Source organism: Lewinella sp. JB7 (genome assembly GCF_024297185.1).
Classification (GTDB): domain Bacteria; phylum Bacteroidota; class Bacteroidia; order Chitinophagales; family Saprospiraceae; genus Neolewinella.
In genome coordinates this window covers 36,462-60,425 of the sequence record NZ_JANCTD010000009.1, presented here as the reverse complement: position 1 = coordinate 60,425, position 23,964 = coordinate 36,462, and the positions used below count along the sequence as shown (strand labels likewise).

Below are 23,964 nucleotides of genomic sequence, written 5' to 3'. Positions count from 1 at the left end.
CCAACTGTTTGCCGCACAGGGACTTTACGTATGGATAATCCTGGGGTGTGCATAACTATTCGCCCACCAGCTCCATCCACTCAAGCTCCTTTTCCTCGATGGCTTCATTAACTTCGGCCAGCTCCCGTCCCAGCTCGGCGATGCGTTCCGGACTGAGCGCGGCGGCGTTTCCGAACTGCTCGTTGATCCCTTTCTTGCGTTCTTCCAGCTTACCGATCTGACCCTCCACCCGCCGGATGGCCTTACGCTGTTCTTGCGTCAGCGGTGCGTCCGGAGTGGAATTTTTCGGCGGGGCCGCGGGTGCGGTGTTGGTGGACGGAGGAGCCGGCCGTGACTGGCTTTCTTCCTTTACGTGTTCCCGGTACTCGGTGTAGAGTCCGTTCCAGTCACGAATTTTTCCGTCGCCCTCGAAGATGAAGAGGTGGTGGGCGAGTTTGTCGAGGAAAAAGCGATCGTGACTCACGATCAGCACGCAACCGGGGAAATCCATCAGGAAATCCTCCAGTACGTTCAGGGTCATGATGTCCAGATCGTTAGTAGGTTCGTCGAGAATGAGGAAGTTGGGGTTCTTCATCAGGATGGTCAGCAGGTAGAGGCGCCGCTTCTCCCCTCCACTGAGCTGACTGACGTACACCTGCTGCTGCTTGCTGCTGAACATGAAGCGTTCCAGCAGGCCACGGGCGGTAAGCTTCAGTCCCTTTTCCAGGGGAATGAATTCGGCAATCTCGCGAATCACGTCGATGACCCGCATATCCTGCGCTAGGTTGATTCCGTCCTGGGTGTAGTAACCGAAGTGCGTGTTGCTGCCGTGCACCACCTTTCCCGTATCGGGTTCCAACTCCTTGGTGAGCATATGGAGCAGTGTCGATTTACCCGCGCCGTTACGGCCGACGATACCGGCCCGTTCCCCTTTCTGGAATTTGTAGCTAAATCCCTTGACCAGTTGCCGGTCTCCGTAGGATTTGCTGATGTTATGGGCCTCCAGGATCTTACTCCCCAGTCGCTGTCCCTTGATTTCGATGGTAAGCTCCTCCTCCTTCCGGAATCCGCCGACCTTATTCTTGAGTTCGCTGAAGGCGGAAAGTCGACTCTTGGCCTTGGTACCCCGGCCACTGGGCATGCGCCGTACCCACTCGAGTTCCTGCTTCATGCGTTTGCGGTCCTTATCCAGTTCCGCGCTCTCGGTTTCCTCCCGGCTGGCCTTCTTGTTGAGAAAATCGGAGTAGTTTCCGGTGTAGTGATAGATGTTTCCGTTGTCCAACTCGATGATCCGATTGCACACCCGCTCGAGGAAGTAGCGATCGTGGGTAACCATCAGCAGCGTCAGGTTGGGTGACTGCAGCCACTCTTCCAGCCACTCGATCATATCGAGATCGAGGTGGTTGGTGGGTTCGTCCATGATGATCAGGTCGGGCTCGTCAATGATGAGCTTGGCCAGGGCCACCCGTTTGCGCTGGCCACCGGAGAGGGTACTCACCCGTTGGTTGACGTCTTCGATGTTGAGCTTACTCAGGACTTCCTTGATGCGGGCTTCGATATCCCAGGCCTGCAACTCGTCCATGCGTCCGAGCGCTTGTTGCAGCAGTTGGGGCGATTCCGGTCGGGACAGGGCTTCTTCGTAATCGCGAACGGCACGAACCATTGCGTTGTCACTATCGAACACCGCGTCCATAACGGAGTCGTTGGCTCCGAAGTCGGGCTCCTGCGGGAGGTAAGCCATGCGGGCATCCTTATGGACGTACACTTCCGATCCGACGCCTTCGGGAAGATCGATGCCGGCGGCGACGCGCAGCAGGGTCGACTTACCCGTCCCGTTCTTGGCTACCAGGGCTACCTTGGTGTTCTGCGCCACCTGGAGGTCTACCCGGTCGAAGAGGACCTTCTCCCCGTATATCTTAGAAACCTGCGTCAACTCCAGGTATACCATAATCGCTTCGTTTAGGGGCGCAAAGATGCGGATATTGCCGCCGTCGGTACGTCTCCGTAGTTACAGGTGGTCGTAGGTCCACCCCAGTATCCGTTCCATCTCCCGGTAGTAGGCCGTGGATCCGCTCACCACGTTGTTGTGCATGAAGCTGAAGGCGAGCCACCGCCCCGTCCGGGTTCGGACCAGCCCGCTTACGCAAACAACGCCGCTCAGGGATCCGGTTTTCGCCCATACGTAGGTTTCCGGCCGGTTGTCGAACCGCCGTTTCAGCGTACCATTGAGGCCCCCGGCGGGGAGGAGGGTCAGCAAGCGTTCCCGACCTACCTCACGGTGCAGAGCCAGAATTATCCGGGCGAGTTGGCGGGGTTGTACCAGGCTGTACCGGCTCAGTCCGCTGCCGTCAGCATAGCGCATGCGGCCCAGGTCGAGTTCGGCAAAGAGGGTATCGGTCGCGAAATCGAGGATACGTTCTTCATCCGAGACTCCGTACCGGGCGGCGGCGCACTGAATGAGCAGTTGTTCGGCGAGGTAATTGTCGCTGTCCAGCAACAGTTTGCGGTAGACAGTATCGGGGAGCGAAACGTCAAGGCGTTCATACTCGCCACGTGGGGGGAGCGGCCGGTCGCCCATCCGTACGATCTGTTGCGGAAAGGCCTGACCTACGAGATCCGTAGTGTAGGCGGGGGTAAGGGAGAGCGCCCGTTGCAGCGGAAAGTTGTCGGGATGGTAAAAGGAGGTCCCTACCGTGAACTGGTTGCTGCCCTCCCGGCGCGTGATGCTGCGGTCCTGGCGGCTGTCCTGCACCAGGGTCGTGGCTACCTCCGGCGGGGAACCGTAAAGCTCTCGCTCACCAAATGCATCTAGGGGGGTAAGATTCAGATACAGACGGTTGCCGTACACCGGAAAGGAGGAACGTTCGTAAACGTAGCCGTAGCTGAAATCGTCCCAGCTCCAGCCGGCTCCGTAACGGGGGGGCTCATAGGCAGCCGGAAAGTGAAGGATAAGGGGACCACGCTGGGCCGTTAACCAGGGATGAAGTTCGTCGTAGTCACCGAATTCCGGGTGCAGCAGTAGGGGGTAGCCCGTACCCCATACGTCGGTTCGTCCTTCCGTGCGGCGATAGTATACTGCGGGCATCCGGTTTCCCAGGATCCTGTGGGATACGTAGAAGGTGAGCAACTTGAGGTTGCTGGCGGGCACGAAGTACCGCTCGGCATTGTATTCGTAGAGTAGGGTATCCCCGGCAACATCGTACAGGGTAAAGCCGGTATGTGCATTCGCGAAGACGGGATTCAGGTCGATTAGTTGGCGGAAGGTCGTCGCGGATTGTCCGTAGGATACGGCCGATAACGCACAGGTACAGCACAGAACGGAGAGCCACCGAATAGCGAAAAATGATAGCAGGTAATTTTCTCGCATATGTATTCCGTATTGTACCTTGCAGAGGGGGTTAACGACGGAGAGAGGGCAGCTGTTCTCGGCGGTAAGCATAAAAAAGGCCGAAGCGCGAGGCTTCGGCCGGAAAATTATAATCCCAAAAACTAAATCTTATAACGGCAGGAATTGCCGTCCATTATCTGATGAGTCTGCTGAGGTGGTGTTCGGTGCACCCGATGGCCGGCATTATGCCGCGCGGGGTTGACTAAAAAACTGCCCGTTGAAAGTCCATTGTATCGGAGAAATGGATTTTAACAGCGGCCGGAAGCTTATCCTTCCTGCTCGCTGCTGACCAACAGTTGAAAACCGTTTCCGTGAATGTTTACGATCTCAATGGCGGGGTCCGGTTTCAGGTACTTGCGCAGTTTGGTGACGAAAACATCCATCGAGCGGGCGGTGAAGTAGTTGTCTTCTCCCCAAATCTTAGTCAGGGCTTCGCTGCGGCTCAGGATGTTATTCTTGTGAATAGCAAAGAGCTTGAGCAACTGGGCCTCCTTCGGGCTGAGTTTTTCCTTCGACACCTCCCCCTTATCGTCGGTGTGGGTAAGGATACGCAGGGGAAAGTTGAAATGAAACTGACCGAAATCGAAGTCCGTCTGCTCTTCCTTCGGATCGGCGGCTACCTGGCTGCGTCGTAGGATTACGTTGATGCGGGCCAGCAATTCCTCACTGTTGAAGGGCTTGGTGATGTAATCGTCGGCACCGAGTTCGAAGCCGTTGAGCACGTCGTCCTTCATGGCCTTCGCCGTCAGGAAAATGATGGGCGTTTGCGAGTCAGTCTCCCGCACCTTCTTGGCCAGTTCGAAACCACTCAGTCGGGGCATCATAACGTCAAAAATGCAGAGGTCCCACTTACCGGTTCGGTAGGCTTCCAGGCCGGCAACGCCGTCGACGGCCAGGGTAACGTCGTAATCGTGCACTTCGAGGAAGGAGCGCAGTACATCGCCAAAGTTCTGGTCGTCTTCAACCAGCAGAATTTTTGCTTCGGTAGGGTTTAAATCACTCATAATTAGGTGCGGTTTAGCGGTAAGACGACGGCGGCATCAGTCGGGTTGCCGGTAGGGAAAGGTGACGATAAAGCTACTACCCTTTCCGAGTTCGCTCCTGACCTCGATGCTGCCATTGTGTACTTCGGTAATTGTTTTTACGTAAGATAGTCCGAGACCGAAGCCCTTAACGTCATGACGATCGCCGGTGTGTACCCGGTAGAAACGGTCAAAAATGTTTTTTCGTGCTTCCCGGGTCATTCCCAATCCGTGATCCGTAACGGAAATCTGCACACCCTTAGCGACGTTTCTGGTACTTACAATGATGCGCGGCGCTTCCGGAGAGTACTTATTCGCGTTATCCAATAAATTATTGACCAGGCTGGAAAGGTGGGTCAGATCCCCCTCCACGACGTAAGGATCGGCACTCAGGTCGGTGGTCACCGTACCCCCGCGGGGTTCCACCTGCAGGCAGATATACTCCACGGCACTCTGGATAACGGCATGCAAATCAACGGCCGTCAGGTTGAGATTGAGGCGCGACTTATCGAGCTTGGCCATTTGCAGCACTTTTTCCACCTGATCGTTCATGCGCTTATTTTCCTGCTTGATGATGCGGGCGAATCGCATCACCTTGGTGGCGTCGTTGCTTACCCGCGGACTCACGATGCTATCCGTAGCCAGGGATATGGTGGCAATGGGGGTCTTAAACTCGTGCGTCATATTATTGATGAAGTCGGTCTTCATCTCCGAAACCTTCTTCTGGCGCAGAATCACGTAGATCGTGTACACGAAACAACCGAGAATGATGAGGACGAAGACGACGCTGGCCGCGAAATTGCCGTACAGAGAACTGAAGACGACGCTGTTCTTATCCGGGCTATAGGCCCGTATCTCTCCGGGGGCGGAGGGATCGTTGTCGAACAGGCTCACAACGTAATCGCCGCGCATCAGGTCGAGGTGACGGCTCGTGTCGGAACCCGCGGGGGACAGCAGGCGACCGTTACGGGAAATGAAGCGCTGCTGCCGGGTATCGTAGATTCCGTATTCCAGTTCTTCGGCAATACCCGCGTTTCGGAGCTCCTTGGTCAGTTTCTTGTGAATGGATTCGCGGTCGATCCGTTCCTCCAGATTACGGGAGGCAAACTGTGCCCGCAGCCGGAAGGAGTTGGGACTGATGCGGATGGTGCCCGTGGAAAGTAAACCGGCCGACCGGTCGCCGATGACCAGTTCGCCGTACATGGCATCCGGCACGCCGCCCGCGTAGCCGTTGTTGAGGGTGAGGCGGATCTCATCCTCCTCGACGTCCTCCACTTCATCGGCAACCTGCTTGAGTACGCTCTGTACGGCGCGGTCGTACCTCTCCTTGTTTACTTCGAGTCCGGTCTGGATAAGCTGAAGTTGCAGGATGATCAGCCCTACGATGGACGTAAGAATAAGACCGACGATCAGATAGATAGACTGTTTACTCATGGGAGAAAGGGGTAGGCCGGGGGGGGCGGCACGTCCAATCTACAACGGCCCGGCGAAGTATGGGGTGTATCGGCAATTGGCCTTTAAAGGTTTAGTAACTTTGGGGTCCGCTATGGCAACCGTCTCCGTACATACCGCGCATAACGTTCGCATCGACTACCAGACGGCAACGGTAGGGGCACGCATCGGCGCTTTTTGCGTCGATCTGCTGATTGTGACGGGGGTGTACGTATTCGTCTTGTACGTACTCGACCAGTACCGGGTAGGAATCGACGGAGCCGTGGTCTTCCGCCTGGTTCCCCTCTTCTGGCTACTCGGATATTTCTTCGGCTGGGAAATGCTCGGTCGGGGACAAACGCCGGGCAAGTGGCTTCTGCGGTTACGGGTAATTCGGCCCGACGGGCGGGATCCCACGCCGGCCGATTTTCTGATCCGCGCGGTCTTCCTGCTGCCCGACGTCGTATTCACCTTCGGTATGGCGGCCATCCTCTCTATCGTACTGGGGCGGCACCGACAGCGGTTGGGTGACCTGGTGGCGCGCACCGTCGTCATTCAGACCCATAATCGCGAAACCGTTAGCCTGGCGGAGATTCGACAGATCCGGCAACGGGATGAACACCGGCCCAGCTTTCCGGCGGTGCAACGATTATCGGAGGAGGACATGCTGGTGGTTAAGCAAAGTCTGTTCCGCTACCGCCGCTATCCCAACGAAGCGCACCGGGGCGCGCTGGAGTTGCTCGCCGACCGTCTGGCCGGTTTGCTGGATGTGCGCCGCACGGAGCGCGGTGATTCCAGCGAGCGGTTTCTGGAAACCCTCCTACTGGACTACATCGTCCTGACCCGGTGATCGTCGACTATACCATCGCCCTGGTAGGCGCCTTTCTGGCCGGCGGCATCAATACGCTTTCGGGGAATGGTTCGGCCATTACGCTGACCATCCTGATGGAGGTACTGGGCCTACCCGCTGACGTGGCCAATGCTACCAACCGGATCGGGGTGGCTACCCAGAGTATTGCGGGCACCTGGGCTTTCCAGCGTGCCGGCCGACTTAAGCTGCCGCCGCGACAGCGGCGGGAGATGTGGCGGATCGTAGCGATCAGCAGCCTGGGGGCGGTGGTAGGCGTGTACCTGAGTCTCGTAATGGATAATGCTACCTACCGCACCGTCTTTCGCTACTTGCTGGTCCTGATGCTGGTGGTGGTGGTAGTCAACCCGAAACGGTGGATCTCCACCGGAAACCCGGGCAAGCAGCTATCGCTCTGGATCATGATTCCGGCCTTTTTTGCCCTGGGGATATACGGCGGGTTCATTCAGATGGGAATGGGCATCTTCTTCCTGGCCCTGATGGTACTGGTGGCTAAATATGAAATAATTCAGGCGAACGTCGTTAAGGGCATCGTCGTCTCCCTATATACCCTTCTCGCGGTTGCTATCTTTGCGTGGCGTGACCTTATTGACTGGCCCATGGGGCTGCTCATGGCGGTCGGGCAGACGATAGGTGGCTACCTCACGGCCCGCTACGCGGCGAACGACCCACGAGCGGGGGTGTGGGCGTATCGCTTACTGGTGATCGTGATCATTGGGGCTATCACCAAAGCGTTTTGGCCCTTCTGAACGTACGTTGCTCCCGCGGCCCCGCCCGCCCGGAAAAACGGGTGAGTGTCGAAACACTATTTACCGGGGGAGGTTAACATCCTATTCCCCTAAGCACCAAGCTATGAAAAAACGGACCGTCAACAATTTCCTTAAGGCGTTGCTGGGCATTTTCATTATTGCGGTAGGTTACTTCGGAATGGGGTACCTCTCGTCGCTGAAGGAGGAGGCCCCCAAACGCGATACTCCCAAGCGGGTAAAGGCGGTCGATACCCGCACGATCACCAACGGCGCCGTAGCGACCACCCTCGACGTACAGGGTCGGCTGCAGGCGTACAACAAGATTGCCCTGTTCAGCGAAGTCGGCGGGGCGGTAGAGGAAACGGGGCGGCCGCTAAAACCGGGAACCTACATCCCCCGCGGGCACGTAATCCTACGCATCGACGACGACGAGGCGCGGCTAAACCTGCAGGCTCAGAAAGCCAACCTACTGAACAGCATCGCCCAAATTATGCCGGATCTTAAGATCGATTACGGGGAGAGCTTCGGTGCCTGGGAAAGGTACCTCGACAGCTTCAACGTAGACGCCCCCCTGCCGGCGCTACCCGAAGCCGTGAACCAGCGGGAAAAACTCTTCATTGCCGGACGGAATCTTTACAGTCAGTACTACAACATCAAGGGACTGGAAGAACGCCTGAGCAAATACGTCCTTTACGCTCCCTTCTCGGGCGTACTGACCCAGGTGATGATCGACCGGGGGGCCGTGGTACGCGCCGGGCAACAGCTGGGCGAACTCATGGCCACGGGCTACTTCGAATTGGTCGCGACCGTACCGCTCTCCGACCTGAGCTACCTGCAAACGGGAGGTAAGGTGCAGTTGCACAGCGAGGACATTGACGGCGAATGGACCGGCGAGATCCGCCGGATCAGCAACCAGATCGACGCGGGCTCCCAGACCGTGCAGGTGTACATCGGGGTGAGCGGGGAGGAACTGCGGGAAGGCATGTACCTGCGGGGTGCCGCCGCGGCACGCACCATGGAAAACGTAGTGGAGATCGACCGCAGCCTGCTGCTCGACGAGCGGGAAGTGTACGTGGTCCGCGACGATACCCTGCTGCAGCGGCAGCCGGTCACGGTGCGCAAGTTCAACCGCCGGACGGCCATCGTAGACGGTCTGGCCGACGGCACCGAGTTGGTCACGGGAACGGTGCCCGGCGCCTTCGACGGAATGCGGGTGAAGATCCAGGACCGTAACCCGGAAGATGCCGTGGAAACAGCGGCCAAGGAAGCCCCGGTAACGCGTACCAGCCTTAAGTAAGCACTCCATGAAAGCATTCATCAGCTATTTCATCAAGTACCCGGTCGCGGCCAACCTGCTGATGTTCGGTTTGCTGATCATGGGTGGGCTGAGTCTGCTGCAGATGAAGTCGACCTTCTTTCCCGAGTTTCCGAGTCGGGTGATCAATATTCAGGTCATCTATCCGGGGGCAAGTCCCGAGGAAGTGGAAGAAGGTATCGTCAATAAGATCGAGGAGAACCTGAAGGGGCTCACGGGCGTCGAGCGGTACACCAGCGTCAGCTCGGAAAACAGCGGTCGCATTACGGTGGAGGTCCTAAAGGGGTACGACACGGACCTGATCCTGCAGGACGTAAAGAACGAGGTGGACCGCATCAACAGTTTTCCCGTGGGCATGGAGCCGCCCGTGATCTTTAAGCAGGAACAACTGGGTCGGGCCATCACCTTCGCCCTGTCCGGGGAGAACGTCAACTTGAATGCGCTGAAGGTGGCCGCCCGCCAGGTGGAGGACGATCTGCTGGCGATGGAAGGGCTGTCGAAGGTGGAGCTTTCCGGCTTTCCCGACGAAGAGATCGAGATTGCCTTCCGGGAGGCGGACCTCCAGGCCTACGGCCTCACCTTTCAGGAAGCCGCCGATGCCGTGCGCCGAACCAACGTCGACATTACCGGCGGTACCGTGAAGGGACTGGATGAAGAATTGCTCCTGCGGGCCCGCAACAAGGAATATTACGCGGACGGCCTGAAGGATATCGTGGTAAAAACGACGCCCAACGGTGGAAGCGTACGGCTTCACCAGGTGGCCACGGTACGCGATCGCTGGGCCGATCAGCCCAACCGGGCCTACCTGGACGGCACCCCGAGCGTCAGCATTACGGTGCAGAATACGCTGGAAGAAGATATGCTCTCCATTACCGACCGGGTGAAGGAATACATCGAGCAGTTCAACGCCGAAAACCCTACTATCCAGGCCACCGTGATCAGCGACGCCAGCGTAACGCTGCGGCAACGTATGAACACCCTACAAACCAACGGTATTCAGGGATTCTTCATCGTGGCCGTACTACTGGCAGTATTCCTGCACTGGCGACTGGCTTTCTGGGTAGCGCTCTCGATCCCGATCAGCTTCGCGGGTATGTTCATCTTTGCCAATGCCCTGGACGTGACCCTCAACGTCATTTCCCTCTTCGGCATGATCATCGTGATCGGAATTCTGGTCGACGACGGCATCGTCATCGGCGAGAATATATACAGCTACCACGAAAAGGGACTGCCGCGGGTGAAGGCCGCACTGGACGGTACGAACGACGTTCTCGGGGCGGTCTTCGCCGCCATTTTGACCACGGTGATCGCCTTTTCCAGCTTCTTCTTCATCGACGGCTCCCTGGGTGACTTCTTCCGGGAAATGGCCATCGTCGTCATCTTTTCGCTGGTGTTTTCTCTGGTAGAGGGTATGATCATCCTACCTACCCACGTTGCCCACTCTAAGGCCCTGAGTAAGGGGGCCAAACCCAACTACGTGCAGCGTAAGTTCGATAGCCTGATGAACCTGCTGCGGGACCGGATGTACACGCCCCTGCTGAACTGGACGATGCGGTTCAAATTCCTGACGCTCTCGATCTGTCTTGCCGTATTGTTCCTGAGCGTCGGACTGGTCCAGGGTGGGTTCGTCAAGACGACCTTCTTTCCCATCATCGAGGGAGACGATGTCTCCGTGACCCTGCAGTTGCCCGCCGGAACTCCGGAAACGAAAACCCAGGAGATCCTGGAACGTATCCAGGCGGCCGCCGAGCGGGTAAACGAGCGTATGAGTAAGGAGGTCTTTAGTGACGGCCGGGAGCTCGTGGAGCGCATCGAAGTGAGGGTGGGTCCTACCACTTACCAGGGTTCGGCGACCATCGCACTGCTGCCGGGAGAGGATCGCGGCGACGTGGCCCTGCGCGATGTCCAGAATGCCATCCGCGACGAGGTAGGCACCATCGAAGAGGCCGAGATCCTTAGCTACGGGGGCCGGTCGTTCTTCGGAAAACCGGTCAGCGTAAGTCTCGTGGGCAGTGACATCGAAGAACTGGAGCGTGCCACGGCCGAAGTCAAGGCGGAGCTCGAGCAAATGGCCGAACTCACCGATGTAGTAGATAACGACCAGGAAGGACTGCGCGAGATCAATATTTCGCTAAAGGAAAAGGCACGCTACCTGGGATTGGATCTTCAGGACATCGTCGGTCAGGTGCGCTCCGCCTTCTTCGGATCCGAAGCCCAGCGGCTCCAACGGGGAGAGGATGAGGTACGGGTATGGCTCCGTTACGGAGAAGACAGCCGCCGTAGTCTGGCCGACCTCAACAACATGCGGGTCCGGCTACCGAACGGTGGGGAATACCCCGTCTCGGAGATCGTGAACCTGGAACCCCAGCGCGGCGTCATCGCCATCAACCACACCAACGGACAACGGGAGGTGAAGGTGGAAGCCGACGTTGCCAACAACGGGGTGTCGGTGACGGACATGAACGCCCTGGTATCGGACGAGATCATTCCGCGGGTGCTGGCGGATTATCCAGGCGTATCAACGGTTTCCGACGGTCAGGTGCGCAACCAGGAAAAGACGGCGGCCTCCCTCGCGATCGTACTGCCCGTCGTGCTGGCGCTGATGTTCTTCGTGGTGGCCCTCACCTTCCGTTCCATCGGGCAGGCGGCGGTACTGTTTTCACTACTGCCCTTCGGGTTGATCGGCGTCATTCTGGGGCACTGGCTGATGGGTAAGCCCATTTCGATGTTTTCCGGACTGGGCATCATCGCGCTGGTGGGCATCATCGTCAACGACGGTCTCGTATTCATCTCCACCTACAACGATAACCTGCGCAGCGGAATGTCGATGATGGACGCCCTCAACGATGCGGGGCGCAGCCGCTTCCGACCGATTCTGCTCACTTCGCTGACGACCTTCGCGGGGCTGGCACCCCTTTTGCTGGAGAAGAGCCGGCAGGCCCAGTTCCTGATCCCCATGGCGGTTTCCGTAGCCTTCGGACTTCTCGCCGCCACCGTGGTGCTGTTGCTGTTGCTGCCCTCCCTGATCGTGCTGCTAAACCGGGGGCGGGTGAGCGTGGCCCGTATGAGATCCGGCCGTAAGCCCGATTACCACGAAGTGGAACCGGCCTACAAAGAACTGGGGGACGATGGCTACGACCCCGACAAGCCCATCGGCATCACGCGGGTAGAACAATAACTCAGAACGACGAGCGCATGCGCATCTGCATCGATATGGACGAGGTCATGGTAGACAACTACCAGCGGTATCACCAACTATTCGAAGAACACTACGGCCGCCGAATCGATCCCCAGGAGTACTACGGCAAGAAGATTTACGACCTGCCCGGTATCGGGGCTTTACGCGACGAACTGCACCAGCCCGGTTTCTTCCGCGACCTCCCGATAATGAAGGATGCGGCGGAGGTGGTGCGCGAGTTGTACGAACAGTACGAAGTGTACATCGTCACCGCCGCCACCGAATTCAAGCACTGCTTTACCGATAAGTGGGAGTGGTTGGAGGAGCATATGCCCTTCGTCCACTGGGAGCGCATCGTCTTCTGCGGCAATAAGAGCATCGTGCACGGGGATTACATGATCGACGACAAGGTGAAGAACCTGGATACCTTCAACGGACAGGGCCTGCTCTTCACCGCCAGTCACAACGCACTGGACGACGGCGGCTACCCCCGCTTCGACAACTGGATCGAGATTCGCGACTACTTCCGCAATCTCCGCGCCGCCGAGATTGCGCAGGAAGGGTGAAACGGACGGTACGTAAAGTCTGGCGCTCCGGACGGGAAAAGATCCCCTTTGCTCTGACGGGTCTCGTCGCCACGGGCATCAACTACGGCCTGTACCTCCTGCTCGTACACCGCTACCTGCCCCCGCTTCCCGCGACCGTAGTGGCGTATTCGAGCAGCGTAGTGCTCAATTTTTTCCTTCAGCGCTACTTCGTGTTCGAGTTGCGACGTTCGCTGCGTTCCGCGTTCGCCCTCAGTATGCTGGTAAGCCTCGGCGGCCTCCTCCTGGACGCGTCGATCGTGTACGGACTTCACTACTTCCCCCTATTCGGCAGCCGGGAATGGCTGATTAAGGGAGTTGCTACGGGGGTGGTGTTTTTTTACAATTACTACGGCAAGCGGCGGGTGTTTGAAGGGAGGTAGGGATTTACAATATTCAATGTACAATTGAAAATTGGGCTGCCGCTGCCTCATGCGCTTCAGGTCGAGCGGCCTGCGGTCCGAGACGGAAGGAGGATTTACAATATTTAATATTCAATGTACAATTGAAAATTTAGCTACCGCTGCCTCATGCCATTCAGGTCGAGCGGCCTCTGGTCCGAGACGGGCGTGAAAATGATCATTTGGCTGTCGCACGTAGCAGCTTGCTCCGAACGGGCTTGCCACTAGCCTATGGAAACACGAAATCCGTGAGGATCCGTGCCCTAATCCGTCTAAATCCGTGTTTAAAAAAAACCATAATGCCTCGCCTCCCCTCGGCGTGCAACGCCTCGACCTACTCGACTTCGCCTACAACTGTTCCCGGAAGAACTCCACGAACTCCTCTACCGTCATCGCTCCCCGGTCACCTTCGCCCTGGACGCGTACGGCTACCTGACCACTTTCCGCTTCCTTCTCGCCAACGATCAACATAAAGGGCGTCCGCTTCAGCTCCGTATCCCGGATCTTGCGGCCGATGGTCTCGTTGCGGTCGTCGACGGAGCCGCGGATGTCATGCTTGGCCAGCTCGGCGAGTACCTGCCGGGAGTAGTCGTTAAATTTATCGCTGATGGGCAGGAGGGTGATCTGCTCCGGCGTGAGCCACAGCGGAAACTTGCCCCCCGTATGCTCGATCAGGATGCTCGTAAAGCGTTCCAGGGAGCCGAAGGGCGCGCGGTGGATCATCACGGGCCGGTGCGGCTGGTTGTCGGCGCCGATGTACTCCAGTTCGAAGCGGTCGGGTAGGTTGTAATCGACCTGCACGGTACCGAGCTGCCACTGGCGGCCGAGGGCATCCCGGACCATGAAGTCGAGCTTCGGACCGTAAAAAGCGGCCTCGCCGTACGCCTTTACCGTTTTCATGTCGATTTCGGCACAGGCATCGATGATGGCTTGCTCGGCACTCTCCCAGTTCTTCTCCGAGCCGATGTACTTTTCGGGGGTGGCGGGGTCGCGCAGGGAAATCTGGGCGGTGACGTCATCGAAGCCGATCATACCGAGCACTTCGCGCACGATATCCACTACGGCCAGAAACTCGCCCTTCACCTGTTCGGGCATGCAGAAAATGTGGGCGTCGTCCTGGGTAAATCCGCGCACCCGACTCAGCCCGTGCAGCTCGCCGGTCTGCTCGTAGCGGTATACGGTGCCGAATTCGGCCAGGCGCAGCGGCAGTTCCCGGTAGCTGCGGGGACGGAACTTGTACATCTCGCAGTGGTGCGGACAGTTCATCGGCTTCAGCATGAATTCCTCGCCCTCGCGGGGAGTCTTGATGGGCTGAAAACTGTCGGCCCCGTACTTGTCCCAGTGGCCGCTGGTCACGTAAAGGTCCTTCTTGCCGATGTGGGGAGTGGTCACCTGCTGGTAGCCGGCATTCTCCTGGCGATCCTTCAGGTAGTTGACCAGTCGTTCGCGGAGCTGGGTGCCCTTCGGCAGCCACATGGGCAGACCGGCACCTACCTTTTCGCTGAACATGAATAATTCCAGTTCCTGACCCAGCTTGCGGTGGTCGCGTTTCTTGGCTTCCTCCAGCATCTCCAGATACTCCTTCAACTCCTTGGCCTTGGGAAAGGAGATTCCGTAAATGCGGGTCAGCTGCTTACGCTTTTCGTCGCCCAGCCAGTAGGCACCGGCCACTTTCATGAGCTTGATGGCCTTGATGGCGCCGCTGTTGGCGATGTGGGGTCCGCGACAGAGATCGGTGAAGTTTCCTTGGGTATAAAAAGTGATGTTGCCGTCCTGCAGTCGGTCGAGCAGTTCGAGCTTATAGGGATCCTCCTTTTCGGTGAAGTAGGCGATCGCGTCGGCCTTGCTGATGTCCTTACGTACGTACTCTACCTTTCGGCGGGCGAGTTCGAGCATCTTCTCCTCGATCCGCGGCAGGTCTTCCGAGCTGATGGAGCGGTCGCCGGTATCGATGTCGTAGTAGAATCCGTTTTCCACGGCGGGGCCGATGCCAAGCTTCACTCCGGGGTAGAGTTCCTCAAGGGCCTCCGCCATCAGGTGGGCCGTCGAGTGCCAGAAGGTCTCCTTGCCGCCCTGATCGTTCCAGGTCAGCAACTCCACGGTTGCGTCCTGCTCTATGGGGCGGTCGGCGTCAATGATGGTGCCGTTGACGCGGGCACTGATCACGTTGCGGGCCAGGCCGGCACTGATGCTCTGGGCTACGTCCATGGCGCTGCTGCCGGCTTCGAATTCACGTACGCTACCGTCGGGGAGGGTGATGTTGATCATCGGGGAAGGATTTATCCTGCTTACGAATGCAGGTTTGCGAGCGCAAAGGTAAACTAATTGACGGGTGCTCTCTTCCGTACGCCGTATCTTTCATCGCTGCTCCCGCTTTCGATCACGCGATACTTTCTATATGCTCCGTTCGCTTCTTTTCCTCGGTATGGTCTTACTGTTCGGCCTGTCCTGCGGCACCCCGCGGGAGACGACGGATGCCGAGCGTGTCGGCCACGCAATCCGCCACGGAAAGGGGAACACCACCGTGGAGGTGGACGCCGCCGCTACCGGTAATGACCTCACCTCTTACCTACGCCGGGTAGCGGGCGTATCCGTGCGGGGCAACGGGCCCAGCGCCACGGTCCGCATCCGGGGAGACGTCAATTTTGGTTCCGATTCCACTCCGCTCTTCGTCGTCAACGGCACTATCCTGGGCAACAACTTCGCCTCCGTGTACAGTACGGTCGACATCAATGAGATTTCCCGGGTCACCGTCCTGAAGAACCTGAGCGACACCAATCGCTACGGCCTGCAGGGCGGGAATGGCGTGATCGAGATCAAGCTGAAGGAATAGCTGGCTCACCCGTTACCCGTTGGACGGTTTTAAACCGTCCAACGGGTAACGGGTGGGTTCCAAACCGTCCAACGGGTAACGGGAGGGCTCCACCACCAGCTCATACCCAGCGCTGCGTGCCAGATACCCAATGCCCTCCAGCACGGAATTGCCCTGCTCCCGCGCCCGCGCCATTAGTTCGCTACTCAGTGCCTCGTCCCGCAGGCGCTCCTTGGCGCGCCGGTTGAGCCGACTGTAGTCCTCGGCGCTGAAGGTGTTGAACCAGCTTTCGTTGAGGTCGCGGTAGATCAGCTCGTGGTCGATTGCCAGGATTTCCGGCTCGGGCAAATTGCGTACGGTGAGTATCCTGCGGTCGGGATCCACGCTCACGTCCAGTTGCTCCAGGTCGTAGCCCACCAGTACCGTACCGCGCACCTCTACCGTCGCCTTCTTATCGAAGGAAAATTTGGAGGGCAGGGGCAGGTAAAGCGTGACGTTGCGGGAGGAGGTGGACGAAAACAGTTCACTGACGTCCCCCTCCACGGTCACGAGTTTCATCACGTTGCGCACGCGTTCGAGCAGGATGGTGGCCTCCTCGTGCACCCGCTGATCCTGCTGGCGGGTTTGCCAGACGGAAAAGGCGGCAATGCCGAGCAAAAACGCCAGGAAGGCCACCAGCAGGGTGAGAAGGATCCGGTTCATGTTACTCGATTTTCGCCTCCATGGGGTAGCGCAGGCCGTTGTAGGATTTGAGGACCGCCTTCACGCTGCCCACGGTGACCGGCGATTCGATCATCAGGGGGATGCGGTTCTGGTCGTCGCTGACGTAGATCTTCATCTCGTCGCCCTCCTTAAACAACTCTCCGGTGATAAGTTGGGGACTGAACCGCAGGGTGTTGTACCGCCCGCTGCCCTTGATCTTCACGTCTTTTTCCGCCCCGAGGTACCGGATCTTCAGGGGGTGCATCTCCTGATCCATGACGATCTTGATGGGAATTTCGTCGTTCTTCCGCAGGCGCTTGTAGTCGAGGTTGCGCGCGAAGTAGATGATCGAGATCAGGTCGTGCATGCAGGGGTCCACGTCCATGTATTTCGGTTTGGTATCATCGCGGGTCTTGCCGCGGTAGCTCACGATGCGCTGCTCATCCTGGTAAAAGGTGGTGCGGTCATACTTCTGGTAACCGCCCTCGTGGATGTCCTTGATGTGGATTTTCGGGAGCAGCGTTTCCTTATCCAGGTAGCTTTCGTAGTTGTCCGTCACCTTGTAGAACCACTCGTAGCTGGGGTAGGTCCGGCCGCGAACCGTCACCCGGTACTCATCGGGCAGGTCGTGAACCTTAAAGGTTACTTCACCGGCCGCGAGCCAGACGAAATTCCAGTTGTAGTACAACTTGTACACGATCTTCTCGCCGGCCTGAAAGGCATTGTTGTCGATGGAGCATACGTCGGCAAGGGGCGGGGACGCGGGAGCGGAGGGGGTGGACTGGGAAGCAATGTCGGTCACGTCACTCCCCGGCAACAGGAGCAGCAGCAGGGTAGTACATTTCAGGACCAGGGAATTCATGGGGTGTTGTTTTTTCTGACGATGAGCCAGTAACCGGGTAGGGAAGGCAGTAATACATTAACGCTGAAAAGCGCGGTATATGCTGCCAGGACCCCGACGGCCGCGTCGGGACCTCCCGTACCCCACAACAGCAGGCCCAGTTCCGTACGGGTAACGAAGTTGAGGCCCGGCGGCAGCGGGATTCCCGCCTGTACGAGGTAGATCGCGGCGATCCCGGCCAGTCCGGTGACGACCGGCAGCTCTACTCCGAAGAACCACAGCAACAGATAAAGCTGTGTACAGTACACGACAAATCGTGCACAAGCGTAACCGCTGGCCACGAGCATTCGGCTAAATCGGATACGGGAAAGCGGCCCCCGAAGCTCGCTGACGTCCCGCCGGAAGCGCCGCCCCCCCCAGTCCAGCAAACCCACGAGGAAGGGTTTGCCGCCCACCACGGCCAGCAGGATCAGCAGTGGTCCCACCGGCAGCAACCAGTACGGAGAGAGCCAGGCGGGTGCCACGCCGGGCAGCGCATAGACGGTCAGCACGAGCGCGGGCCAGGCGATTCCCAGAAAGGCTACCCACTGGCACAGGCCGCCGAGTAGGGTGGAGGCAATGACGGCCGACCACTCGCCGCGGCGGGCCAGCAACATCCGACCGCCGATCTCCCCGATGCGGTTGGGAGTAGCCGCGCTTACGCTTACGCCCGCCAGGGTAGCCCGCAGTACCCGACCGAAAGGCCACGCCGCGAAGGGCTGCAGCAAGGCGTTCCACTTCCTGGCCTCCAGCCACCAGTTGAGGGGCATAAACGCGACGGCTACGGCCAGAAAGCGCCAGTTGCCCGGCCGGCCCAGGGCCCGCAGAAAGGCCGGCCAGTCGAGCTGCTTCCCCACCCGAACGAACTGGTAGGCGAAAACGGCCAGTACGACGGCACCGAGCAGTCGCAACAGCCACCGGACGGTCGTAGAGCGAGGCATCCGACGAAGGTACTTCCCCGCCACGCTCCGTCCGGCCCCCGGGCGACCGTGAACGCCGGATTATGAATAAGCTCCAAAACGTTTTTCCGGCGGGCTTATCCAAAAAATTTGTTGGCCAAGAATTTTTCCCGTTACCTTGTGGCGCGGCCTCGGCCCGGATGCCCGGGTCGGTTTCGTGTACTTCAGACTACGGCAAACGGTTGCCTCGTTGCGTATTTACTCACTCTAACATTGTTTGCATTGGGCGCTAAAACCACTCCCGAACCGTCCGTGTACCGGATCATCGGTGTCGACCCCGGCACCGTGGTACTCGGGTTTGCCGTAGTCGAGGTACACCCCCGGAGCCGCCGGGTCGTCGAACTCGGCGTGCTCAAGCTGGCGCAATTCCGCGATCACGCCCGCCGGCTGGAGACCATCCACCGCCGGCTCACCCAGGTGATCCGCGAGCACGCCCCCACCATCATGGCCATCGAGTCGCCCTTCTTCGGTAAGAACCCCCAGTCCATGCTCAAGCTCGGTCGGGCCCAGGGCGTGTGCATGGCGGCGGCCATCGGACAGGGCCTCGAGGTCAGCGAGTACGCCCCCCGCAAGATCAAACAGAGCATCACCGGCAACGGCAACGCCAGTAAGGAACAGGTGGCCGCCATGCTCGAGAACGAGTTTTCCCTCGACGCCAGCCGCTACCTCGCCGATGCTACCGACGCGCTCGGTGCCGCCATGTGCCACTACTACCAGAATCGCTCGGCGATCGGCGGTGGTAAGCGTTTCTCGGGGTGGGAGGGCTTCGTGAAGGCGAACGCCGACCGGGTAGGCTAGAACCAAACCCGCACCGCCAGCAGTACCCCGAACAAACCGAGCGCCACGGCACCCGCCCGCTGTGCCCGCAGCATCATGGCCGGCTTGAGGAAGGCCCGCAGCTTACGGGCACCCAGTACCTTGCAGGCGTCGGCGATCACGATCGTCACCATAATGCCGCCGTAGATAGCCAGGGCCTCGGAGGAGAGCAGGTCACGATTATGGACCTGGGTTACGACGAAGGTCGACCAGAAAAAGGCCGTAAAGGGATTGAGGGAGTTGACCGCGAAGCCCTGCGCCCAGGCACTCAGCAAACCGCGCCGGCCGGGCAGGATCTTCTTACCCTTGATGCTCGGCGGCTTACGGTACCACATGATCAGCCCGACGCCGAGCAGCAGGATGGCCCCGACGGTGCCGATGATTTCGTTGAGGTACTGGTAGTCGAGTAGGCGCTCCAGCCGTCCCAGCCCGAAGTGGGAGGCGGAGATAAAGGCCAGGTCGCTCGTCCAGATGCCGGCGGCGGCGGCAAAGCTCGCCAGCGTACCCCGCCGCAGACTTAGCTGAATCAAGAGTACGACCAGCGGACCCACGAGCAGCGATAGCAGCAAGCCGGCCCGTACACCTTCCCAAATATACCAGATCAAATTAAGCGGTTTCCATTAGCTGAGCGGCGTGTGTTTTCGTTTTCACCTTCGTGATCACGCGCTCGATCTTACCCTCACCGTCCACCACGAAGGTAGTGCGGTGCACGCCATCGTACTCCCGCCCCATAAACTTCTTCGGTCCCCAAACGCCGTAGGCATCCATAATCTTGTGGTCCTCGTCGGACACCAGTGGCATGGGCAGATCGTACTTGTCGGCAAATTTCCGGTGCTTTTCCGCCGGGTCGGGGCTCACGCCGAGCAGTTCGAATCCCCGTTCGCGGAGTTCGGCATAGCTATCACGCAGGCTGCAGGCGGCCGCCGTACAGCCCGGAGTGTCGTCCTTAGGATAAAAGAAAAGTACGAGGCGTTTTCCCGTAAAGTCAGCCAGCGAAAGCGTGGATCCATCCTGAATGGTGCCGGAAAAAGAAGGGGCGACATCGCCCGCTTTAAGTGTAGTCATGCCACATGAAACAAGGACCCCCCCACGGGGTTCAGATAGCCAAACCGCCCGCCGTGACCGTCAAGACCCTCCTCGTTGCCCTCGCCGTCATTGTTCTCGCCGTGCTCATCTACCGGCCCATTCTGCGTACTGCCCGGGAAGACATGGCCGTCCGCAAGCAGGCCGGGCTCGGCAACGGCGTAGTGTACGCCGTATTACTTTTTCCCATCGTCGGTCCCTTACTTTACCTTCTCGTCCGCAAGGGCTTTCTGCCCAGAACGTAGGGGCGGGGTCGCGGGAGCAATGAGAAAAAACGAAAGCAATGAAATTTGGCATCGACCTGGGAGGAACCAAGATCGAAGGCGTAGTCCTGGACGACGACGGACGCGTACATGAACGCCTCCGCATCCCCACCGAGCGGGAGGGTGGCTACGATCATATCCTGAACCGCATCGCCCGGGTCGTCAACGAACTGGAAAAGGCCACCGGCGTAACCGCCGAGTCCGTCGGCATCGGTACCCCCGGCACCATCGACCCTCCGACGGGACTAATGAAGAACAGCAATACCGTCGTCCTGAATGACCGGCCCCTGGGCCGCGATCTCGAACGCCTCCTCGGGCGGCCCCTGAAGCTGGCCAACGACGCCAATTGCTTCGCCGTAGCCGAGGCCCTGTTGGGATGCGTTCCTAAACAGGTGTCCGACGCCCGGGTCGTCTTTGGCGTGATCCTCGGCACGGGTACCGGGGGTGGCGTGGTGGTCGACGGCAAGATCATCGGCGGGGCCCAGGGCATCGGCGGGGAATGGGGCCACACCTACCTCGACGCTTCGGGTGGCTACTGTTACTGCGGCCGCGTCGGCTGCACCGAGCAAATTCTGGCTGGCCCCTCCCTCGAACGCTATTACCTCCGTATGAGTGGCCGGGCGCTGACCATGCGCGAGATCGTCCCCCGCTACCGCGCCGGTACCGACCCGGCCGCTACCCGCACCCTGGAGCGCTTCTTCCACTACTTCGCCAAGGGCATCGCGAACATCATCAACGTCCTCGACCCCGACGCGGTGGTGCTCGGCGGCGGCCTCGGCAACATCGAAGAACTCTACGAATTCGGCGTACCCCGGGTCGTCGATCACCTCTTCAACCCCCGCATGGATACCCGCTTCCTCCGCCCCAAGCTCGGCGATTCGGCCGGCGTCTTCGGTGCCGCCCTCCTCTAGTACGATGCTGCTTCCAGCAGCGCCGTACGATGCTGCTTCCGGCAGCGCCCGTACGATGCTGCCTCTGGCAGCGCTGTACGATGCTGCCTCCGGCAGCGCTGGTACAATGCTGCTTCCGGCAGCGCCGTACAATGCTGCTTCCGGCAGCGCTGTACAATGCTGCTTCCAGCAGCGCCAGCACAACGCTGCTTCCAGCAGCGACATCCATCAAAACACCACCACCATGTCTCCAAAACCCGCCATCCCCTACTGGCACGTCTACACCGACACCACGGGCACCAGCCGCCAGCAACGTAAGTACCTCACCGATTTCGACCTCCAGAGCATGGGCGGCGGCTCCGGCGAGCAGTGGAACAACCTCCTCCCCCCCGGCAAGACGCGGATCATCTTTTCCGAACTCCCCGCCGACTTCGACGGCGACTGGCACGAAAACCCCGCCCCCCAGTGGATCATCCCCCTCTCCGGAGGCTGGTGGGTCGAAACCATGGACGGCACCCGCGTGGAAATGCGGACCGGGGAGCTGAGCTTCGGCGAGGACCAGGGCACCACCGACCAACGGGGGCACCGCTCCGGCGTGCTCGACGGCCGGCCGTGCCGCATGATGATCGTCCAACAGTTGGATTAACTCTATGCCCCAAAAAACGGACGGCCCCCTTCCGAGGAAGAGAGCCGTCCGTGCAGGGCGTTCCGGTAAGCCGGGTTCTGTCGGCCCCGACCAAGTCGGGACGCTCCACCATTTATCTAGGCCGGCAATTGCTCACCGGCTCGATCTACCTACCCGCGTTCCTGGCTTCCGACCGGGCCGGCCGTCCTCGCCGAAGCGAAGGGAACGCTGTTTGGTATTTCAACCCACGGGGTTTACCCCCACGCGACATTGCTGCCGCACGGCGTGGGCTCTTACCCCACGTTTTCACCCTTACCTTCCCGACGGATCGGGAGTGGCGGTTTGTTTTCTGTGGCACTATTCCGTACCCCGCCCGAAGGAGGAGCCCCGGCCGTTAGCCGGCGTGGTGCCCTACGTTGCCCGGACTTTCCTCTTACTGCCGAAGCGGCAAGCGGTGGAGTGGACGCACTGCAAGAAAGATAAACCCTTTGGACGCCCTACGGTTTCCCCCAGCATGAAAACCGCCGTTATCGGAGCCGGCATCGCCGGGCTCGCCGCCGCCGTTCGGCTTGCCGCCGCCGGCCACGCCGTCGACGTTTACGAAACCAGCGACGGACCCGGCGGCAAACTCTCCGAGTTTTCCCTGCCCGGTGGCTACCGCTTCGACTTCGGCCCCTCCCTCTTTACGATGCCGCAGTACGTAGACGAGCTCTTCGTGCTGGCCGGCGAAGACCCCCGCGACCACTTCAACTATACCCGCCTGCCCGAGGTGTGCCGGTACTGGTGGCCCGATGGTACCCGATTTACCGCTCCCGCGTCCACCGCCGACCTGGTACGTTCCGCCGCGGAAACCTTCGACGTACCAGAACGGGCCGTGCGGGAGTTCATGGACACCGCCGCCCGCAAGTACGAACTCACCGGTCGCACCTTCCTGGAAAAAAGCCTCCACAAAGCGAGTACCTGGCTGGACCCGCAGGTGGCCTACGCCATGCTCAAAATTCCGGGCCTCGACCTCTTCAAAAGCATGCACGAGGTACACGAGGCGGCACTAAAGGACCCCCGCCTCGTCCAGCTTTTCGATCGCTTCGCCACCTACAACGGCAGCAACCCCTACAAGGCACCCGGCCTCCTGTCGATGATCCCCCACTTCGAGCACCATTTCGGGGCCTACCTGCCGGCCGGTGGGATGTACGACATCGCAACGAGCATCTACGAACTGGGACGGCGGCTGGGCGTCCGCTACCACTTCAACCAACGCGTAGATAGGATAGAACGGGCGGGGACGCAGGTGCGGGGTATTCAGGTAAATAGCAAGGAAATTCGGTACGACACCGTCGTCTGCAATATGGACGTCTGGCTCGCTTACGATCGCCTCCTGCCCGGGGCCCGGCAACCGAAGATCACCCTGAACCAACAGAAAAGCACCAGCGCCGTCATCTTTTACTGGGGCATCGACCGAGCGTTTCCGGAACTGGGGTTGCACAACATCTTTTTCAGCAAGGACTACGCCGGGGAATTCTCTCGTCTCGAGGATGGCAGCCTGAGCGACGACGTGACCATCTACGTCAACGTCAGCAGTAAATTGGTAGCTGCGGACGCACCCCCCGGTCACGAGAACTGGTTCGTAATGGTCAATGCGCCCGCGGATACCGGCCAGGACTGGGAGGCGATGACGGCCCGACTGCGGAGGCGCGTGGTTGCTGCCCTTGGAAAACACCTTGCTCCCGCGTCCCCGCCTGCTTGGCTTGAACGACACATTAGGACAGAGCGCACGGTCACTCCTCCCGACATCGAACGACTCACCGGCAGCCACCAGGGGGCCCTCTACGGCACCAGCAGTAACAACCGGATGGCGGCATTTCTGCGGCACCCCAACTTCAGTCGCGAGATCGCCGGACTCTACTTTCTGGGTGGCAGCGTCCATCCGGGGGGCGGTTTGCCCCTATGTTTACTATCGGCCCGCATCGTAGCCGATCTGGTCGGCCGCCAACGAACGATAACTTCCCCTTAAGGAAAGGT

22 protein-coding genes and 1 other RNA gene are annotated in these 23,964 nt (G+C 59.4%); 12 read left to right on the top strand and 11 right to left on the bottom strand.

Going from position 1 to position 23,964, the window contains the following annotated elements; translation table 11 throughout:
- Positions 1–55: 55 nt before the first annotated feature.
- The 4 genes from NMA52_RS15625 to NMA52_RS15610 form a co-directional block, all read right to left on the bottom strand.
- Positions 56–1,927 (bottom strand): ABC-F family ATP-binding cassette domain-containing protein, encoded by a 1,872-nt coding sequence (locus tag NMA52_RS15625; protein WP_254828636.1) that lies wholly within the window; start codon positions 1,925–1,927, stop codon positions 56–58.
- A 60-nt stretch (positions 1,928–1,987) separates the two neighbouring features.
- Positions 1,988–3,346, bottom strand: coding sequence for a D-alanyl-D-alanine carboxypeptidase/D-alanyl-D-alanine-endopeptidase (locus NMA52_RS15620; protein WP_254828635.1), 1,359 nt, complete (start codon positions 3,344–3,346; stop codon positions 1,988–1,990).
- 287 nt (positions 3,347–3,633) lie between these two features.
- A complete protein-coding gene (locus NMA52_RS15615; RefSeq protein WP_254828634.1) occupies positions 3,634–4,371 on the bottom strand; it encodes a response regulator transcription factor in 738 nt (245 codons plus the stop codon).
- A 36-nt stretch (positions 4,372–4,407) separates the two neighbouring features.
- The gene (locus tag NMA52_RS15610) at positions 4,408–5,823 is read right to left on the bottom strand and encodes a sensor histidine kinase KdpD (RefSeq protein WP_254828633.1); all 1,416 of its coding nucleotides are present in this window, start codon (positions 5,821–5,823) and stop codon (positions 4,408–4,410) included.
- A 112-nt stretch (positions 5,824–5,935) separates the two neighbouring features.
- Here NMA52_RS15610 and NMA52_RS15605 point away from each other — a divergent pair, with 112 nt between their 5' ends.
- The 6 genes from NMA52_RS15605 to NMA52_RS15580 all read left to right on the top strand — a co-directional run bounded on the left by NMA52_RS15605 (position 5,936) and on the right by NMA52_RS15580 (position 12,897).
- Positions 5,936–6,670: an RDD family protein gene (locus NMA52_RS15605; protein WP_254828632.1), complete on the top strand. Its 735-nt coding sequence runs from the start codon at positions 5,936–5,938 to the stop codon at positions 6,668–6,670.
- Complete coding sequence (locus tag NMA52_RS15600; protein ID WP_254828631.1) at positions 6,667–7,437, top strand: TSUP family transporter; 771 nt, start codon at positions 6,667–6,669, stop codon at positions 7,435–7,437. The genes NMA52_RS15605 and NMA52_RS15600 overlap by 4 nt, the downstream gene beginning before the upstream one ends.
- Before the next feature lie 103 nt (positions 7,438–7,540).
- Positions 7,541–8,734: an efflux RND transporter periplasmic adaptor subunit gene (locus tag NMA52_RS15595; RefSeq protein WP_254828630.1), complete on the top strand. Its 1,194-nt coding sequence runs from the start codon at positions 7,541–7,543 to the stop codon at positions 8,732–8,734.
- A 7-nt stretch (positions 8,735–8,741) separates the two neighbouring features.
- Positions 8,742–11,930, top strand: a complete 3,189-nt coding sequence (locus tag NMA52_RS15590) for an efflux RND transporter permease subunit (RefSeq protein ID WP_254828629.1) — start codon at positions 8,742–8,744, stop codon at positions 11,928–11,930.
- A 17-nt stretch (positions 11,931–11,947) separates the two neighbouring features.
- Positions 11,948–12,496, top strand: a complete 549-nt coding sequence (locus NMA52_RS15585; protein WP_254828628.1) for a 5'(3')-deoxyribonucleotidase — start codon at positions 11,948–11,950, stop codon at positions 12,494–12,496.
- Positions 12,493–12,897 (top strand): GtrA family protein, encoded by a 405-nt coding sequence (locus NMA52_RS15580; RefSeq protein ID WP_254828627.1) that lies wholly within the window; start codon positions 12,493–12,495, stop codon positions 12,895–12,897. Before NMA52_RS15585 ends, NMA52_RS15580 begins: the two co-directional genes overlap by 4 nt.
- A gap of 366 nt (positions 12,898–13,263) precedes the next feature.
- On the opposite strand, the gene thrS is transcribed toward NMA52_RS15580, so the two are convergent.
- Entirely contained in the window at positions 13,264–15,183 is a 1,920-nt protein-coding gene (gene thrS / locus NMA52_RS15575) for a threonine--tRNA ligase (protein WP_254828626.1), read from the bottom strand.
- Between the two features lie 130 nt (positions 15,184–15,313).
- Between thrS and NMA52_RS15570 the strand changes: the two genes are divergently transcribed.
- Positions 15,314–15,748, top strand: a complete 435-nt coding sequence (locus NMA52_RS15570) for a TonB-dependent receptor plug domain-containing protein (protein WP_254828625.1) — start codon at positions 15,314–15,316, stop codon at positions 15,746–15,748.
- Positions 15,749–15,760: 12 nt separating this feature from the next.
- Here the strand turns inward: NMA52_RS15570 and NMA52_RS15565 are convergent, their stop codons facing one another.
- Genes NMA52_RS15565 through NMA52_RS15555 form a run of 3 tightly spaced genes read right to left on the bottom strand, consistent with a single transcriptional unit; the run spans position 15,761 to position 18,250 of the window.
- A complete protein-coding gene (locus tag NMA52_RS15565; protein WP_254828624.1) occupies positions 15,761–16,429 on the bottom strand; it encodes a DUF4230 domain-containing protein in 669 nt (222 codons plus the stop codon).
- A gap of 1 nt (position 16,430) precedes the next feature.
- Positions 16,431–17,291, bottom strand: coding sequence for a DUF3108 domain-containing protein (locus tag NMA52_RS15560; RefSeq protein ID WP_254828623.1), 861 nt, complete (start codon positions 17,289–17,291; stop codon positions 16,431–16,433).
- A complete protein-coding gene (locus NMA52_RS15555; protein ID WP_254828622.1) occupies positions 17,288–18,250 on the bottom strand; it encodes a lysylphosphatidylglycerol synthase transmembrane domain-containing protein in 963 nt (320 codons plus the stop codon). Before NMA52_RS15555 ends, NMA52_RS15560 begins: the two co-directional genes overlap by 4 nt.
- Before the next feature lie 240 nt (positions 18,251–18,490).
- Here NMA52_RS15555 and ruvC point away from each other — a divergent pair, with 240 nt between their 5' ends.
- Positions 18,491–19,066, top strand: coding sequence for a crossover junction endodeoxyribonuclease RuvC (gene ruvC / locus NMA52_RS15550; protein WP_254828621.1), 576 nt, complete (start codon positions 18,491–18,493; stop codon positions 19,064–19,066).
- Here the strand turns inward: ruvC and NMA52_RS15545 are convergent.
- Positions 19,063–19,689: a LysE family translocator gene (locus tag NMA52_RS15545; protein WP_254828620.1), complete on the bottom strand. Its 627-nt coding sequence runs from the start codon at positions 19,687–19,689 to the stop codon at positions 19,063–19,065. The two genes, ruvC and NMA52_RS15545, sit on opposite strands and share 4 nt — an antisense overlap.
- Position 19,690: 1 nt before the next feature.
- The gene (bcp, locus tag NMA52_RS15540; RefSeq protein WP_254828619.1) at positions 19,691–20,149 is read right to left on the bottom strand and encodes a thioredoxin-dependent thiol peroxidase; all 459 of its coding nucleotides are present in this window, start codon (positions 20,147–20,149) and stop codon (positions 19,691–19,693) included.
- A gap of 5 nt (positions 20,150–20,154) precedes the next feature.
- Here bcp and NMA52_RS15535 point away from each other — a divergent pair, with 5 nt between their 5' ends.
- The 3 genes from NMA52_RS15535 (at position 20,155) to NMA52_RS15525 (ending at position 21,966) form a co-directional block, all read left to right on the top strand.
- Positions 20,155–20,412, top strand: a complete 258-nt coding sequence (locus NMA52_RS15535) for a hypothetical protein (protein WP_254828618.1) — start codon at positions 20,155–20,157, stop codon at positions 20,410–20,412.
- 38 nt (positions 20,413–20,450) lie between these two features.
- Positions 20,451–21,341 (top strand): ROK family protein, encoded by an 891-nt coding sequence (locus NMA52_RS15530; protein ID WP_254828617.1) that lies wholly within the window; start codon positions 20,451–20,453, stop codon positions 21,339–21,341.
- A 223-nt stretch (positions 21,342–21,564) separates the two neighbouring features.
- Positions 21,565–21,966: a cupin domain-containing protein gene (locus NMA52_RS15525; protein WP_254828616.1), complete on the top strand. Its 402-nt coding sequence runs from the start codon at positions 21,565–21,567 to the stop codon at positions 21,964–21,966.
- 49 nt (positions 21,967–22,015) lie between these two features.
- Here NMA52_RS15525 and rnpB read toward each other — a convergent pair.
- An RNA gene (rnpB, locus tag NMA52_RS15520) (RNase P RNA component class A) lies at positions 22,016–22,416 on the bottom strand.
- A gap of 43 nt (positions 22,417–22,459) precedes the next feature.
- On the opposite strand from rnpB, the gene crtD reads away from it, so the two are divergent.
- Complete coding sequence (gene crtD, locus NMA52_RS15515; protein WP_254828615.1) at positions 22,460–23,956, top strand: 1-hydroxycarotenoid 3,4-desaturase CrtD; 1,497 nt, start codon at positions 22,460–22,462, stop codon at positions 23,954–23,956.
- Positions 23,957–23,964 lie beyond the last annotated feature (8 nt).

What these genes read in the sequence shown, in the direction of transcription:
- NMA52_RS15570 (WP_254828625.1), top strand. Translation starts at nt 15,314, where the DNA reads ATGCTCCGTTCGCTTCTTTTCCTCGGTATGGTCTTACTGTTCGGCCTG.
- NMA52_RS15590 (WP_254828629.1), top strand. Translation starts at nt 8,742, where the DNA reads ATGAAAGCATTCATCAGCTATTTCATCAAGTACCCGGTCGCGGCCAAC.
- NMA52_RS15565 (WP_254828624.1), bottom strand. Translation starts at nt 16,429, where the DNA reads ATGAACCGGATCCTTCTCACCCTGCTGGTGGCCTTCCTGGCGTTTTTG.
- NMA52_RS15620 (WP_254828635.1), bottom strand. Translation starts at nt 3,346, where the DNA reads ATGCGAGAAAATTACCTGCTATCATTTTTCGCTATTCGGTGGCTCTCC.
- bcp (WP_254828619.1), bottom strand. Translation starts at nt 20,149, where the DNA reads ATGACTACACTTAAAGCGGGCGATGTCGCCCCTTCTTTTTCCGGCACC.
- NMA52_RS15610 (WP_254828633.1), bottom strand. Translation starts at nt 5,823, where the DNA reads ATGAGTAAACAGTCTATCTATCTGATCGTCGGTCTTATTCTTACGTCC.
- NMA52_RS15555 (WP_254828622.1), bottom strand. Translation starts at nt 18,250, where the DNA reads ATGCCTCGCTCTACGACCGTCCGGTGGCTGTTGCGACTGCTCGGTGCC.
- crtD (WP_254828615.1), top strand. Translation starts at nt 22,460, where the DNA reads ATGAAAACCGCCGTTATCGGAGCCGGCATCGCCGGGCTCGCCGCCGCC.
- NMA52_RS15525 (WP_254828616.1), top strand. Translation starts at nt 21,565, where the DNA reads ATGTCTCCAAAACCCGCCATCCCCTACTGGCACGTCTACACCGACACC.
- NMA52_RS15530 (WP_254828617.1), top strand. Translation starts at nt 20,451, where the DNA reads ATGAAATTTGGCATCGACCTGGGAGGAACCAAGATCGAAGGCGTAGTC.
- NMA52_RS15585 (WP_254828628.1), top strand. Translation starts at nt 11,948, where the DNA reads ATGCGCATCTGCATCGATATGGACGAGGTCATGGTAGACAACTACCAG.
- NMA52_RS15615 (WP_254828634.1), bottom strand. Translation starts at nt 4,371, where the DNA reads ATGAGTGATTTAAACCCTACCGAAGCAAAAATTCTGCTGGTTGAAGAC.
- NMA52_RS15595 (WP_254828630.1), top strand. Translation starts at nt 7,541, where the DNA reads ATGAAAAAACGGACCGTCAACAATTTCCTTAAGGCGTTGCTGGGCATT.
- NMA52_RS15560 (WP_254828623.1), bottom strand. Translation starts at nt 17,291, where the DNA reads ATGAATTCCCTGGTCCTGAAATGTACTACCCTGCTGCTGCTCCTGTTG.
- NMA52_RS15605 (WP_254828632.1), top strand. Translation starts at nt 5,936, where the DNA reads ATGGCAACCGTCTCCGTACATACCGCGCATAACGTTCGCATCGACTAC.
- thrS (WP_254828626.1), bottom strand. Translation starts at nt 15,183, where the DNA reads ATGATCAACATCACCCTCCCCGACGGTAGCGTACGTGAATTCGAAGCC.
- NMA52_RS15625 (WP_254828636.1), bottom strand. Translation starts at nt 1,927, where the DNA reads ATGGTATACCTGGAGTTGACGCAGGTTTCTAAGATATACGGGGAGAAG.
- NMA52_RS15535 (WP_254828618.1), top strand. Translation starts at nt 20,155, where the DNA reads ATGAAACAAGGACCCCCCCACGGGGTTCAGATAGCCAAACCGCCCGCC.